Origin of the sequence: uncultured Psychroserpens sp. (assembly GCF_947503375.1) — a bacterium.
Taxonomy (GTDB): domain Bacteria; phylum Bacteroidota; class Bacteroidia; order Flavobacteriales; family Flavobacteriaceae; genus Psychroserpens.
This window is the reverse complement of the sequence record NZ_CANNDQ010000008.1, coordinates 77,960-92,331: the sequence shown is the minus strand read 5'-3', so window position 1 is coordinate 92,331 and position 14,372 is coordinate 77,960. Positions and strand designations below refer to the sequence as shown.

The 14,372-nt window shown below is 31.9% G+C and carries 16 protein-coding genes; 9 read left to right on the top strand and 7 right to left on the bottom strand.

Going from position 1 to position 14,372, the window contains the following annotated elements; all coding sequences use genetic code 11:
* Positions 1-14: 14 nt before the first annotated feature.
* Positions 15-1,874 (bottom strand): DEAD/DEAH box helicase, encoded by a 1,860-nt coding sequence (locus Q0876_RS13830; protein ID WP_299228856.1) that lies wholly within the window; start codon positions 1,872-1,874, stop codon positions 15-17.
* Positions 1,875-2,192: 318 nt separating this feature from the next.
* On the opposite strand from Q0876_RS13830, the gene Q0876_RS13825 reads away from it, so the two are divergent.
* Together Q0876_RS13825 and Q0876_RS13820 are read left to right on the top strand one after the other, a co-directional pair.
* Positions 2,193-2,642, top strand: a complete 450-nt coding sequence (locus Q0876_RS13825; protein WP_299228854.1) for a hypothetical protein — start codon at positions 2,193-2,195, stop codon at positions 2,640-2,642.
* 164 nt (positions 2,643-2,806) lie between these two features.
* Positions 2,807-3,613 (top strand): hypothetical protein, encoded by an 807-nt coding sequence (locus Q0876_RS13820; protein WP_299228852.1) that lies wholly within the window; start codon positions 2,807-2,809, stop codon positions 3,611-3,613.
* A gap of 26 nt (positions 3,614-3,639) precedes the next feature.
* On the opposite strand, the gene Q0876_RS13815 is transcribed toward Q0876_RS13820, so the two are convergent.
* The gene (locus Q0876_RS13815; RefSeq protein ID WP_299228851.1) at positions 3,640-4,221 is read right to left on the bottom strand and encodes a non-canonical purine NTP diphosphatase; all 582 of its coding nucleotides are present in this window, start codon (positions 4,219-4,221) and stop codon (positions 3,640-3,642) included.
* A gap of 85 nt (positions 4,222-4,306) precedes the next feature.
* Here Q0876_RS13815 and Q0876_RS13810 point away from each other — a divergent pair, with 85 nt between their 5' ends.
* Together Q0876_RS13810 and raiA are read left to right on the top strand one after the other, a co-directional pair.
* A complete protein-coding gene (locus Q0876_RS13810) occupies positions 4,307-4,723 on the top strand; it encodes a VOC family protein (RefSeq protein WP_299228848.1) in 417 nt (138 codons plus the stop codon).
* Positions 4,724-4,821: 98 nt separating this feature from the next.
* Complete coding sequence (gene raiA / locus Q0876_RS13805; protein WP_299228846.1) at positions 4,822-5,121, top strand: ribosome-associated translation inhibitor RaiA; 300 nt, start codon at positions 4,822-4,824, stop codon at positions 5,119-5,121.
* 192 nt (positions 5,122-5,313) lie between these two features.
* Here raiA and rlmH read toward each other — a convergent pair whose 3' ends face one another.
* Both rlmH and Q0876_RS13795 read right to left on the bottom strand, forming a co-directional pair.
* A complete protein-coding gene (rlmH, locus tag Q0876_RS13800; RefSeq protein ID WP_299228844.1) occupies positions 5,314-5,787 on the bottom strand; it encodes a 23S rRNA (pseudouridine(1915)-N(3))-methyltransferase RlmH in 474 nt (157 codons plus the stop codon).
* Between the two features lie 53 nt (positions 5,788-5,840).
* On the bottom strand, positions 5,841-6,740 hold the full coding sequence (locus Q0876_RS13795) for a hypothetical protein (protein WP_299228842.1): 900 nt from the start codon (positions 6,738-6,740) through the stop codon (positions 5,841-5,843).
* 35 nt (positions 6,741-6,775) lie between these two features.
* Between Q0876_RS13795 and nadC the strand changes: the two genes are divergently transcribed.
* Positions 6,776-7,636, top strand: a complete 861-nt coding sequence (gene nadC, locus Q0876_RS13790; protein ID WP_299228840.1) for a carboxylating nicotinate-nucleotide diphosphorylase — start codon at positions 6,776-6,778, stop codon at positions 7,634-7,636.
* Here nadC and Q0876_RS13785 read toward each other — a convergent pair.
* Both Q0876_RS13785 and Q0876_RS13780 read right to left on the bottom strand, forming a co-directional pair.
* Positions 7,633-9,048 carry an HD domain-containing protein gene (locus Q0876_RS13785; RefSeq protein ID WP_299228838.1) on the bottom strand — a complete coding sequence of 472 codons (1,416 nt, stop codon included), beginning with the start codon at positions 9,046-9,048 and terminating at the stop codon, positions 7,633-7,635. The two genes, nadC and Q0876_RS13785, sit on opposite strands and share 4 nt — an antisense overlap.
* 48 nt (positions 9,049-9,096) lie before the next feature.
* A complete protein-coding gene (locus Q0876_RS13780; RefSeq protein ID WP_299228837.1) occupies positions 9,097-9,648 on the bottom strand; it encodes an L-threonylcarbamoyladenylate synthase in 552 nt (183 codons plus the stop codon).
* Between the two features lie 92 nt (positions 9,649-9,740).
* On the opposite strand from Q0876_RS13780, the gene Q0876_RS13775 reads away from it, so the two are divergent.
* Genes Q0876_RS13775 through Q0876_RS13760 form a run of 4 tightly spaced genes read left to right on the top strand, consistent with a single transcriptional unit; the run spans position 9,741 to position 13,310 of the window.
* A complete protein-coding gene (locus Q0876_RS13775) occupies positions 9,741-10,817 on the top strand; it encodes a DegT/DnrJ/EryC1/StrS aminotransferase family protein (RefSeq protein WP_299228836.1) in 1,077 nt (358 codons plus the stop codon).
* A complete protein-coding gene (locus Q0876_RS13770) occupies positions 10,814-11,743 on the top strand; it encodes a hypothetical protein (RefSeq protein ID WP_299228835.1) in 930 nt (309 codons plus the stop codon). The genes Q0876_RS13775 and Q0876_RS13770 overlap by 4 nt, the downstream gene beginning before the upstream one ends.
* 14 nt (positions 11,744-11,757) lie before the next feature.
* Positions 11,758-12,315 carry a DapH/DapD/GlmU-related protein gene (locus tag Q0876_RS13765; RefSeq protein ID WP_299228833.1) on the top strand — a complete coding sequence of 186 codons (558 nt, stop codon included), beginning with the start codon at positions 11,758-11,760 and terminating at the stop codon, positions 12,313-12,315.
* A gap of 2 nt (positions 12,316-12,317) precedes the next feature.
* Complete coding sequence (locus tag Q0876_RS13760; protein ID WP_299228831.1) at positions 12,318-13,310, top strand: glycosyltransferase; 993 nt, start codon at positions 12,318-12,320, stop codon at positions 13,308-13,310.
* Here the strand turns inward: Q0876_RS13760 and Q0876_RS13755 are convergent.
* Positions 13,302-14,297, bottom strand: a complete 996-nt coding sequence (locus Q0876_RS13755) for a glycosyltransferase family 2 protein (RefSeq protein ID WP_299228829.1) — start codon at positions 14,295-14,297, stop codon at positions 13,302-13,304. The genes Q0876_RS13760 and Q0876_RS13755 overlap by 9 nt on opposite strands.
* Between the last annotated feature and the right edge of the window lie 75 nt (positions 14,298-14,372).

Here is a 14,372-nt window from a genome sequence, read left to right as displayed (position 1 = left end):
TTGAGGCTTTTTTATTAATCACGACGTCTAGAACGTCTTGGTCTGTCTGATAGTGGTTTACCATCAGATCGTCTTGGTCTAGATTCGCTAGAACTACGTCTGTCCTTTCTATTGCCTGAACTTTCAGAGTAACTTGAATTTCTTCTGTCATTTCTGCTCCCAGAATCACTTCGTCTTCCTGAAGAACGTCTTTCGCTTCTTGGTCTATCATCATTTCGTCTGCGATTTCCACCATCATGGCGTTTACCACCTGAACGTCCGCCACGACTTCTTCCTCTGTCTTCACTCACTTCTACGTTGACAAACCTTCCGTTATATTTAAAATCTGTAAAAAAGGCTAATACCTTTTCTTGATTCTCTTTCTCAGTATTAAAGAATGAAAAACTATCCTTTACATCCACTTTAAAGACATCATCACGCCCTAACTCTAATACTTCTTTCAAGAAATCTTTAAGCTTCATCCAGTCATAACCGTCTTTGCGACCTACATTAATGAAATAACGTGTTTCATTTCCGCTACTACTTTCGCGTTCACTTCCGCGAGAAGAATCACTTACATTAAGATCTTTAGTCTTTTGATAGTAATTAAAGAATCGTGTGAATTCTACAGAAAAGAACTTTTTAATCAATTCATCTTTGTCAGCATCTGCAAAAAGCGCATTGATGCTATCTAGATATTTGTCAATTTCGTGATTGATTTCTGTATTGTGGATCTTATTGGCAAGCGACATCAGTTGCACTTCACAAATTTCTATTCCACTAGGAATTTCCTTTTTCTCAAACTGTTTCTTTATAATGCGTTCAATGCTTTTAATCTTTCGAACTTCACTTTTAGAAACAATAACCATTGAAACACCAGTTTTACCAGCTCTACCTGTTCGTCCAGAACGATGTGTATAGGTTTCTATCTCGTCTGGTAATTGATAATTAATCACGTGTGTAATATCGTCGACATCAATACCACGAGCAGCCACATCTGTAGCTACAAGCATTTGTATCTGTTTGTTTCTAAACGATTTCATTACCAAGTCTCGTTGATTCTGACTTAAATCGCCATGTAACGCACCAGCGCTGTAACCATCTTCTATTAAGTTTTCAGCTACTTTTTGTGTATCACGTTTGGTACGACAAAAGATTACAGAAAAGATATCTGGATTTGCATCAGCTAAGCGTTTTAGAGCTTGATAGCGATCGCGAGCATTCACTAAATAATACTCATGAGATACTTGATTGGTGCTTTCATTTTTATTACCTACAGTGATCTCTATTGGATCGTGCATGAAATCTCTTGCAATTCTTGCAACTTCTTTTGGCATTGTTGCTGAAAATAGCCATGTATTCTTATCATTAGGCGTATGCGATAAGATTTCAGTAATATCTTCATAAAATCCCATATTCAGCATTTCGTCGGCTTCATCTAAAACGGAATATTCAATTTTAGAAATATCAACCATATTTCTACTGATCATGTCTTTCATACGACCAGGAGTGGCAACAATAATTTGTGCGCCACGCTTTACTTGTCGTGCTTGGTCGGTAATGCTTGCACCTCCATAAATGGCTGTAACATTGAGACCTTTATAATATTTTCCATAAAGCTTAAGCTCATTGGTAATTTGTAAGCATAGTTCACGCGTAGGTGAGAGTATAAGACCTTGAGTGGTTCTGCTATCTACATTTATTTTCTGTAGCATTGGAAAACCAAAAGCAGCTGTTTTACCAGTACCTGTTTGCGCTAAGGCTACAAGATCTGATTCTTTTTCTAATAAAAGTGGGATGGCTTTTGCTTGAACATCACTAGGTGTTTCAAATCCTAGATCGTTAATAGCATGCAATAGGTCTTCATTAAGACCGAGTTCTTTGAATGTGCTCATTCTTTCTTGTAATAAGTATTCGATTATGTGCTATAGTGTTACATAAGAAGCGAATCGACATACTTAAAAACCAAACTTCTTGGTAACACATCCTCACGCTGAGGAATTTATAAAATCTCTACTAAAGATTTTTTCAAGGTGCAAAGATAGACTATTATTTGGATAATCAATGTTTTGTGTATTAATAGGCATAATTGCCTGTTTAAGGAAAATCTTTTTAATATATTTACTTAAAGAGTTATTACAGATTTAATGCGTAAATACAATTATATTTTTATAAGTATATTCCTGTTTATTATTACGTTTGTTCCCTTTGCTTTGAGGTTAAAGGCTGACAAATTAGAAATTTATCCAGCTATAATTTTTCCATCAGGTGCAACTATTGTCGAAACAAGTAATGATACTGTTACTACGCGTAATATTGAAGTATGGGCAATAAAGAATGGTTGGCAGAAAATTGAAACAAGAAAGTTTATGGGTACTATACCTCATTGGTATTTTGGTGCTATATCACAAACACATTTTGGCTTAAAGAAATTCAATAAAAAAGTTAATCTTCCACTAATTAACCAAAAGCTTATCTGGAAAAATACATATAATGATGCATCTGTTAGTGAAAGTAAGGATTGGATTAAAGAGCGTTTGGCTATTTTAGGCTACAAAAAAGATAGCTTCGCAATTAAACATTTTACTATAAAATATAGTATTAGCCAAAAAAAAATCATAAACAAAGAATTGATTAAAGAAAAGCTTTATGGTCTACATTAATGATTTTTTAAGAAAAATCTATTTTAGGCTCAAAGTTAACACTAAAATTGATTTAGAAAATTTATGGATATAGAATATTTGTTGGATTATTTTTGTTGTTAGTTTTTCGACCTCAATACTCATGGCTAGCAGAGATTCCAAGTGGCTTTTTTAGACCACATGTCTTGAGTATTGGAAATTTATTCAATGAATTGCCAAATGATAATTTTTTTATTATAACAGATTATTTAATACTTGGTTTAATAAGTCTAATTATTCTTGGAGTTAAAACAAGAGTTTCTTTTATTCTTTTAGCAACATTATTGATTATAAATAATGCTTTCGCATATGGGTTTGGAAAAATTGATCACACGTTTCTATTTATATTGTTCTTGTATTTATGTGCTTTTTTAAACTTAGGTACTAGAAGGGCAATACTAAAAGATGAACCCAATAAAAATTGTGATTGGTATGTTACTATCTACTCTTTACTGATTGTATTTGCTTTTTTTACTGCAGGATATGAAAAACTAATTAATTGGTTTGATTTCAATTTTGGTACTAGTGGTATTTTGAGTTGGTTTTACAGTGGTTATTTTAATTTGGGAAGAAATAAATTACTTGCGCCATATTTTTTTAATATACCAATATGGATTAAAGAATTGATGGATTATAGTGCTGTAATATTTGAAATGTGTGGTATATTCTTTCTTTTATATAGTCGTAAATCATGGCGAATTTATTTGGTGATTGCTATACTTTTTCATTTGATAAACACCTTAGTTTTGAATATTTCATTCAGGCTGCATCTGATAATTTACGGGTTATGGATTTTTACAACTGTGTTGAAAAAAAATAAACTATTCATTTTTCTTCTTATACCATTTCTTTTCAAAGGGCAGTTAGCTACGGTTATTCAATGGAATTTATTCTTATATATTGGAATTTATTCCTTAAGAATATTACCTAAGGATAACAAATTAAAAGGTTAGTTCTTGATTTGGATATGACTTCCCACTTAAACATTATGTTCAAACAATTTGTTTACTAAAAATCTTACAGCCATACCTCGATGTCCTATTTTGTTTTTTTCTTCTAAAGAAATTTCTGCAAAGGTTTTGATATAACCTTCAGCTTTAAATATTGGGTCGTAACCAAAGCCCTTGTCGCCATACTTAACAGTTGTGATCTCACCTTTACAAATACCTGTGAACGTTTCTGTTTTGTTATTGAGGTGTAAAGCAATTACCGTTTTAAATTGTGCTTTTCTATTGGTGTTGCCCTTTAAATTAGCTAGTAACATGTTCATATTTGCATTAGCATCACGTTGCTTACCTGCATATCGCGCACTATAAACGCCAGGTTCACCATTGAGGGCTTCAACTTCTAAGCCTGTATCATCTGCAAAGCAATCGTAGCCATACTGTTGCTTAACGTATTCTGCCTTTTGAATGGCATTCCCTTCAATAGTTAATTGGGTTTCTGGTATATCTTCAAAACAACCAATGTCTTTTAGGCTTAAGAGTTTGATGTGTTTTGGCATCAACGATTGTACTTCTTTTAATTTGTTCTGATTATTGGTTGCGAATACAAGTTGCATATATAGAATTTGACTACGAAGATAGTTTAATATTGAATTTGCCAAAAATAAAAACTAAATTCACTAAATTAAAAACAAACATGTTATGTATACATCTAAGATAGCGCTTAACTTTTTAGACCACGTCGCAATTCGAGTAAAAGATATTGATGCTTCTGTTTTATGGTATGAAACAGTACTCGGACTTAAGAAGTATCAACTTTCAGAATGGGGTGCGTTTCCGGTTTTCATGCTTTCAGGAAAAACAGGTATCGCCATTTTTCCAGCTAAATTGGATGATAAAGCTATAGACCTAAATTCTAAACAGGTAAAAATTGATCATTTTGCTTTTAATGTTACCAATGAAAATTTTGAGAATGCTAAGCAGCATTATTCAAAACTAGGATTAGACTTCAATGTTCAAGACCATCATTATTTTCATTCAATATATACTAAAGATCCTGATGGGCATACTGTTGAATTGACCACTATTGTAGTTGATGAAAATGCCTTCTATAATTAGCTAATAAATTACCAAATCTTTAAGAGTTTTTTATCTTAAAAATTCATCAATATTTCGTAAATTAGTATAACGAAATTAACCTAAAAATAAGTGCGATTATGAGTGTGAATATTAGATATATAAACGTAGATATTAGTGAAACATTAAACACATTTACTGAAGAGAAGTTGAGCAAATTATTTAATAGGTATGAATTTTTGATTGGAGCTACTGTTAGATTCAAACAAGATGAAAATAATCATACCAAAGGTAAGATCTGTGATATTGAGTTGAGTTTACCTGGACCTCGAATATTTGCCACTTCTGACGAAGCTCAATATGAAGTTGCCGTTAGAGAAACCATAAGTGATCTAGAACGACAGCTTAAGAAACGAAAAGAGATTTATAAAACCTATTAGTGTTTTATGCTTTTGTAACATAGGCCTTATAGAATTCAACAGGGCTTTTTTTTTATGCACTAAACAATATGTTCGTTATAGAATTGATTTAGCCAACGGAAGTCAAAAAACAGTAGATGAAGCTGTATAAAAATTTTAGGACGACTGATGAACAATGAAGCCTATATTAAAAGCCTTTGGTTGGAATAATGATTACTGATGGTGGTAAGGTTCGTTACGCAATATAGTAAAACCTCTATACAACTGTTCAACAACAAATAAACGAATCATTTGATGGGAAAAGGTCATTTTTGAAAATGATAGTTTCCCATTTGCTTTTTGATAGATTTCTGAAGAAAACCCATATGGACCACCAATTATAAAAACCAATTGCTTAATGCCAGAATTCATATGCTTTTGCAAATATTGCGAAAACGCAACAGAGTCTAATTGTTTGCCATTCTCATCCAATAAAATTATCACATCAGAAGTATTCAACTTGTTTAAGATCAATTCACCTTCTTTTTGTTTTTGTTGATTTTCAGTAAGGTGTTTTACTTTTTTTAGATCTGGTATGATTTCAAATTCAAATTTTACATAAAAACCCAACCGCTTTTGATAATCTTCAATTAGTGATTGTAGTTGCTTGTTATCAGTTTTGCCTATCGCAAGAAGTTTTATTGTCATTCTTTTTACCTCTAATTTAAAAACTAACTATATTAAGTTTCTGTTAAATATCATTAATATGCTGAGTATAAATAACAATCACTTTTTACGCTATTTAATTGGTGGCTTATATGTGCTCTTCTAAAATCTTCTTTATTTGAATTTAGTGGTAATCTATAAGTTGATGATGAATTTGTACGCTTAGTTTTATGATTGAAGAAACCAATAGGAACTTGACTCAATGTATTCAGTATTTTTGAATAATCACTCATGGGTTTAGACCAATCATTACTATATAAAAGAGATTCAGTCTTATCCCTATACCATTCGGTAAAGCTAAAGTAATCGCCGTTTGATTTCAAATATATCATAGTAGCTCCATTATTGAAGAAAATATTTTTAACAATACGATTAACTTTTTTCCAATTAACATTTTTATTTTCATAATTATAACCAACATTTTCAGTATATAGGTATATTGGGATAATGTTTTTTTTAGAAACTTTTCTGATGCATTTTTTTTGATAATCATCAAATACCTTGCGACGTTTAATGTATAAGCTTTTTGTTAGCGATATATTTAAGGTGTCTCCATTTGGTATTGTATGTATATAAGGTTTACTTTTAATTTTTCGCTCATAAAAACCAAACAGCGTATCCTTATATTGTAAGATTAAAGTTTTATTAGAAGAAGCATCTATACCATATGATTTTGATAAGATAAGTCTTAGTTGTTTGTATTCATTTGAATTGAGTGTGCCAAATTTGATAGTCTGTTTTAGGTGATGAACAATTGTAGTGTCTGTCTCAATTTTTTTTTCATAAAAGAGATAACAATTCTTTCTTAAATTGAATTCAGATTGGTTTATATTCTCGAAATCTTCATTAAAATATAAATTAACTTTATTTTTGTTTTGAGAATAAGTCTGAAGAGATATAATCAATACTAGAATTAAAACGAATACTTTTTTCATGTGCCAATTTTAATGCTAATAAATTAAAACTATTTATGATAACTAAGCAACAATTTAACAAAGAAATTGAACTTATAATTACTAATGCCATTAGAGAAGATGTTGGAGATGGCGACCACAGTTCTTTAGCATGTATTCCTGCATCAGCAAAAGGAAAAGCTAAACTTCTCGTAAAAGCTGAAGGTGTAATAGCTGGTGTTGAATTTGCAAAGCAAGTATTTGCTTATGTGGATAGCAATATGACTGTTGAAACTTTAATTGAAGACGGAAGTGATGTAAAGTATGGCGATATAGTTTTTTATGTAGAAGGTGCATCACAATCTATTTTAAAAGCAGAACGATTGGTGCTTAATGCTATGCAACGTATGAGTGCAATAGCCACTAAGACCAAACAATTTGTTGATTTGTTGGAAGGAACAGGAACAAAAATATTAGATACCAGAAAAACGACTCCAGGTATTAGAGCTCTTGAGAAATGGGCTGTAAAAATTGGAGGAGGAGAGAATCATAGATTTGCATTGTATGACATGATTATGCTTAAAGACAATCATATAGATTTCTCAGGAGGGATTACTAAAGCTATCAATAAAACCAAGCAGTATTTGAAAGCGACCAATCGTAATCTGAAAATTATAGTTGAAGCAAGAAATCTTGATGAAATTGATGAAATACTTCAAGCCGATGGTATATATAGAATATTGATAGATAACTTCAACTATGAAGATACGCGAGAAGCTGTAAAACGTATTGGAGATCAATGCTTAACTGAATCGTCAGGAGGAATCAACGAAAAAACCGTAAGACGTTATGCTGAATGTGGTGTTGATTACATTTCTTCAGGCGCATTGACTCACTCTGTTTATAATATGGATTTAAGTCTTAAGGCTGTAAACTAATTTACGTTGAGACCTAAGCGATTACCTTCTTTTATCATAAGCTGATATGCAGCTTCGTATTCATTAGGAATATCACCTTCTAAAATGGCTTCTTTTATAGCTTCTTTTATTTGTCCTATTTCTCGAGATGGCTTTATATTAAATGTTTTCATGATATCTTCACCAGAAATAGGTGGCTGAAAATTACGCAAATGATCACGAGCTTCAACTTCTTCAATTTTTTGACGAACTAGCTTAAAATTATTATGGTATTTTTGAAATTTCTTTGGATTTTTCGTTGTTATATCTGCCTCACAAAGTGTCATGAGATCCTCAACATAATCTCCAGCATCAAATATCAAACGTCTTACTGCAGAATCAGTTACAATATCTTGCGCTAAGACAATTGGTCTTGAACTCATAAAGACCATTTTTTGAACAAATTTCATTTTATCATTTAAAGGCATTTTCAGCCGTTTGAACAAATGGTATACCATTTTGGCGCCTTGAAATTCATGGGCATGGAAGGTCCAACCTACTTTTTTATTAAACTTCTTAGTTGGTGCTTTACCTATATCATGTAGAAGCGCTGCCCAACGTAACCAAACATTATCTGTGTGTTTAGCAATGTTATCTACAACTTCAAGTGTATGGTAAAAATTGTCTTTATGACGCTGACCTTCAATTTCATCTATTCCTTTTAATGCAGTAAGTTCAGGTAATATGTAATCAAGTAGTCCTGTTTTTTCCAAAAGTAAAAACCCAATTGAAGGCGTATCACTTTCTAGAATTTTATTCAATTCTACAACGATACGTTCTTTAGTAATGATCTTAATTCGTTCTTTATTCTTAGAAATAGATTTTAAAGATTTAGGTTCAATTTCAAAGTTAAGTTGGGTTGCAAAACGAATAGCTCTCATCATACGCAACGGATCATCACTGTAAGTGATGTCAGGATCTAATGGTGTACGAATGATTTTGTTTTTCAAATCTTCAACGCCATTGAAGGGATCTAGGATATTACCATAATTAGTTTTATTTAAATCAAGAGCTAATGCATTAATAGTGAAGTCTCTTCGGTTTTGGTCGTCTTCAAGTGTGCCATTTTCAACTATAGGATTCCTGCTATCTTTGGTGTAGCTTTCCTTTCTTGCTCCAACAAATTCGATGTCCATATCCTTGAATGGTAGCATAGCGGTTCCATATGTTTTAAATACTTGAACCTTAGGTGTATTTGGTAGTTTTTTAGATACATGTTTGGCTAAGGTAATGCCACTACCTATAGCAACAATATCAATATCTTTGTGAGTCCCTCTATTTAAAAGATAGTCTCTCACAAATCCGCCAATTACATAGCTATCTATATTTAATGCTTCAGCTGATTCTGATATTATTTTGAATATATCGTTTTGAAGTGCCTCTTTGTAATTCATTTTTTGAAACTCCTAATGCCTTTCTTAAGAAGTGATACAAATTATAGTTTATTCTCTTATAACTAAAATATTACCATCGTTGCTTAATTTGATTATAGATGATGGTTTATTGTTTTTTACCTCATCATTTGGCAAATCTACAACATAGTCAACACCTTTTATAATGTCTTCGCTAATTTCTTTAAAGCTTGTTGGCGTAGGTTGGCCACTAATATTTGCAGATGTCGAAACCAATGGATGACCAAGCTTTTCAATAAGTGTTTCACAAAAGTCATGCTTTACAAGTCTAATAGCTAGCGTATCATCATCTGCTATTAAATTGTGGGCTACTCCAATAGGATTATCGTAAATTATAGTGGTAGGTTTTTTAGCTTTATTTATAATATCTAATGCAGCTTCTGGTAGAGGTTCTACATGCGTTTTAAGCATTTCTATTGTATTAACAAGGCAAATCATGCTTTTGCTTTCTGCTCTTTTTTTGAGTTCAAAGATCTTTTGCACTGCATCAAAATTTGTAGCATCACAACCAATTCCCCAAACAGTGTCTGTTGGATAGAGAATTATGCCTCCATTTTTTAAGATTTTTAACACATTGTTCATATTTTGTTAAATTATGTTAAAGTATTAATTGTTCATCAAGTGTAAACAATTTATCTTTGTTTAACAATTTAAAAAAAACGTTTTTTTTCTTAATGATAAATGTAACAAAATCATTTCTTCCTGACCAAGCAGAATACAATGCCATTTTGAAATTATCTTGGGATAAAGCTTGGGTAACTAATAGAGGGGAATTGGTAAAGCAATTAGAAGAGAAAATCAAGACGAAATTCAAGATTACTAATATCATTGCTACAACTAATGGTACTTTGCCATTACAAATTGCAATTAAAGCATTAGATCTAAAGGGTGAAATTATCACTACACCATTCAGTTATATTGCGACTTCTTCATGCATTGCTTGGGAATCTTGTACACCAGTTTTTGCAGATATTGAAGTAGATACGTTTAATATTGATCCTTTACAGATAGAAGCAAAAATAAACGATAAAACTACTGCTATTATCGCAACTCATGTATTTGGAAACCCTTGTAATATTGACGCTATTGCCCAACTAGCAAAGAAATACAATATAAAAGTGATTTATGATGCTGCACATGCTTTTGGTGTAACATATAAGGATAACTCAATTTTTGAATATGGCGAAGTAAGTACATGTAGTTTTCATGCCACTAAAATATTTCATACAGGTGAAGGAGGTGCTTTGTTCACAAAAGACAATGCTTTAAATGATAAACTCTATTACCATCATAATTTTGGACATGATGGTCCAGAACATTTTCACGGAATAGGTATAAACGCAAAGATGAGTGAATTTCAAGCTGCTATGGGATTAACTGTGCTTCCATATTTTGATAAGATCATAGCTAGAAGAGAATTGCTATATAGGCTATATTATGATCTTTTAAAAGAAAACGAAGATTTGCAATTTCAAAAAATACTTGATAATACGGTTTACAATTATGCTTATTTTCCTTTGGTCTTTAAATCTGAAGAACAATTGCATAAAGTGAAAAACGCATTAAATGAAAATCAAATTTTTCCAAGACGTTATTTTTATCCGTCGCTAAATACTATACCCTATTTAAAAGGAGAGCTCATGGAAATTTCAGAGTCTATCTCTAAACGTATATTATGTTTACCATTATATTATGATTTAACCGAAGAAGAAGTCAAGCATATTACCCAAATCGTTAAAAAACAGATATGATCAAATTAAAACACATCATAGATTTTTTAGAAAAAGACACGATTCAGTATGAGGTTATAAATGCTAATGATAGTGTAAATGTTTTTCCAGCAAGTTTGAAACATATTATTAAGAATGGACTTTATTACATTGTTGGAGATGCTACTAATTTAGCTTCAAATATAGAGCAAAGTATAGTAATTACTGATACTGCTTTTAATACTCAAAATACACTAATAATTGTTGAGAATCCGCAATTGGTTCATTACAAGATATGTACGCTTTTTGCAACTAAGGCCGATCCAGAAATACATAAAACTGCTATCATACATCCAGAAGCAACGATTGGAGATCATGTAAGTATTGGTCCTTATTGTGTGATAGGAAAATGTAAGATAGAAGACCATGTCATATTAGAAAGTCATGTCGTTGTGAAAGATAATAGTGTTATAAAAAAGTATGTTTTTATTGATAGTCATAGTTGTATTGGAGCTCCAGGTTTAGCTTGGATATGGGATAATAATGGTGAACGTGTGAGACAACCTCAATTGGGAGGTGTAATCATAGAAGCGTATTGCCATTTAGCTACAGATGTTACCATCGTGAGAGGCTCTCTATCTGAAAGTACAACTATAGGAAAATCAACAGTCATTGCACATGGCACAAAAATTGGTCATGGAGCCATTATTGGAGCGCATGTACATATGGCTAATAATGTAAGTTTAGCTGGTAATGCCGTTATTGGCGACCGTAGTTTTTTAGGCTCTGCTTGCATAATATCATCTAATATAACTATACCTCAAAATACAATCGTGGGTGCTGGCGCAATGGTAAATAAGAATTTTACTGATGCCTATTGTACCCTTGCAGGAATTCCTGCAAAAGTAATCAAAACAGAAAATTATAAACACAAACCGAAAGGCGCTCCAAAGCCCTTTAACAACTAATATAATTTTAAATTATGGAAACATCACATATATCACCTCTTGCCAAAATTGGTAAGAATGTTAAAATTGGTCATTTCTGCGTTATTGAAGATCACGTCGAAATAGGGGACAATACTACTATCGAAAATTATGCAATGGTCTTAGAGCATGCTAAAGTTGGTGAAAACACTAAAGTTGGAACCTATACTAAAGTAGGAAAAAATGCAGTAGTGGGAGACCATTGTAGTTTTACTTCATTTTGTGAAATTAGAGATAATTGTAAATTAGGCAGCCATGTTTCTATGGGAAGCCGATGTACTTTGTCTGCAAATACAATTGTTGAAGACTATGTTATTATGAAGTATGGCTTTGTTGTTACAGATACACCAAACCTCAATGAGAATGACAAAAAGAAAACAGGTGTTTTAAAAAGAAATAGCAAATTTGGTGCGAATGTAGTCATTATGCCTGCAGTAACCATTGGCGAGAATGTTGAAATTGGCGCATGTTCACAAGTAAGACATGATGTGCCTGCTAATGAAATCTGGTATGGTAGTCCTGCGAAGTTTTATAGAAAAACTTCAGGGAATTAGCGATGGACTTTCATTCGTTCTTAAAAACATATCAAAAAAGAGAAGTAAGAACATATAAAAATACAGTACCAGATAACCCTTTGGTTTCAATATGTGTTCAAACTTATAACCATGAAGCTTATATAGCGGAATGCCTTGATGGTTTATTAGCTCAAGAAACTACATTTTCGTTCGAGATATTACTTGGAGAAGATGCTTCTACTGATGAAACTAGAGCCATCTGCATGACTTATGCTGAAAAATATCCAGATAAGATAAAGCTCTTTCTTCATCACAGAGAAAATAACATCAAAGTTCATGGTAATCCTACAGGACGCTTTAATTTTTTGTACAATCTCTATCAGTCAACAGGAACTTATATTGCCTTTTGTGAAGGTGATGACTATTGGATAGATCCTTTGAAACTACAAAAACAAATTGATTTTTTAGAAGCTAATCAGAGCTGCGTAGTGTCTTGGACCAATTATAAATCTTTTAACGGATTTGATTTTGTTGAAAATCAATTCAATTTTGAAGAAACCAACAGAATCATAAATTTTGATACTATATTTTCGCCTTATTGCACGCTCACACTAACAGTGGTTTTCAAGAAGTCTGCATTAATGATAAGTGCTATAAATAATTTTGAATATTTTAAAGACAATACATTATATGCCATGTTATTGCAAAATGGAGATGGTATATTCATGAATTTTATTGCTGCTGTCTATCGTGAACACCAAGGAGGCGTCTATGCGCTTAAATCTAATTATTTTAAAAATTATTCTTCTTATTTAAATATTAGAGAAATCATTGAGCTTATTCCAAAAGCAAGAACCAAGAACATGTATAAAGTACTCAACTCGTTAGGTAATGCTGCAGCTTTTGGAGCACTAAAGCTTAAGAATAAAGGGGAGATGTTGACAGACGCACAGCTTAAATTTATGAGAACTTATTTTAAACATGCGAGCTTGAGAACAAAGTTTAAGTACTTTAAAAGACAATTATTAAAATAGACTTTTTAAGAATATAATGATCTTGTCAAGGATTGGAATTTGATTAAAATAACCTGACTTATTTTTTAAGTATTTAAAAAACTCTAGGTTATAGGAACTTGCATTTCTTATGGTTCTAACAATGGTTCTGTTTATGTGAGCTTCAAACACACCTTGATTATAATAATTGATTTTAGCATTTCTCATTCTTAATTTCTTTGAAGCTTCAATGGTAGATATTATGGCATCAGGCGAAAGTTTACGCTTTAATGATACCGCATTTAAGAAGCTTTCCATATGGATCACATCATCATCAACGCCAAAAGATTCCAATTGTTTTTTCTTGATTGACACTTCTGCTTTTCTTAAGTTTTCCTCTTTGGTTTGGCTTATGTTATTAGGGTGCCATCTATAGCGTAGCAAAGCCTCAGGAATATTATAGAATTCTGTTGTTTTAATAGCCTCACTCCAAAACCCATAATCTTCAGCTGGAACATATTGATGTTCAAATTTCAAATCTTCAACGGCAGAAGCTTTAAACATAACAGTTGGATTACCAATACCACAGCTATTCAAAAATTGAACTTTTAAGGCCTCATGTGTGATTGCATGTTTTATCGTTTTTTCTTTTTTATCTCCAAAAATGGTAAACCATGTACCACATACACCAATATTGGTATTGTTCTTCAAAACATCTAATTGTTTTTCAAAACGAGTAGGCAAAGCAATATCATCTGCATCCATCAGAGCAATATAAGGTGTGTTTGCAAGACTAATACCTTCATTTCGCAAATTTGCCGGACCTTCATTTTGCGTTTTATGTATAACTTTTAACCGTTTATCTTTTTCTGAATACGTATCTAAAATAGATTTAGTGTTATCTGTAGAATTGTCATTTAGCACTAATAATATAAAATCAGTAAAGGTTTGATTGAGAATACTATCTACAGCTTCTTCTAGATAGTTTTCTCCATTATAAACAGGCATGATTACTGTTAACTGCGCCATAGAATTATGTTTTCAATAGCAAAAGTAAGTATTTATAAAGCTTAACATTATATTTGTAAAAAAATAATTTTATTC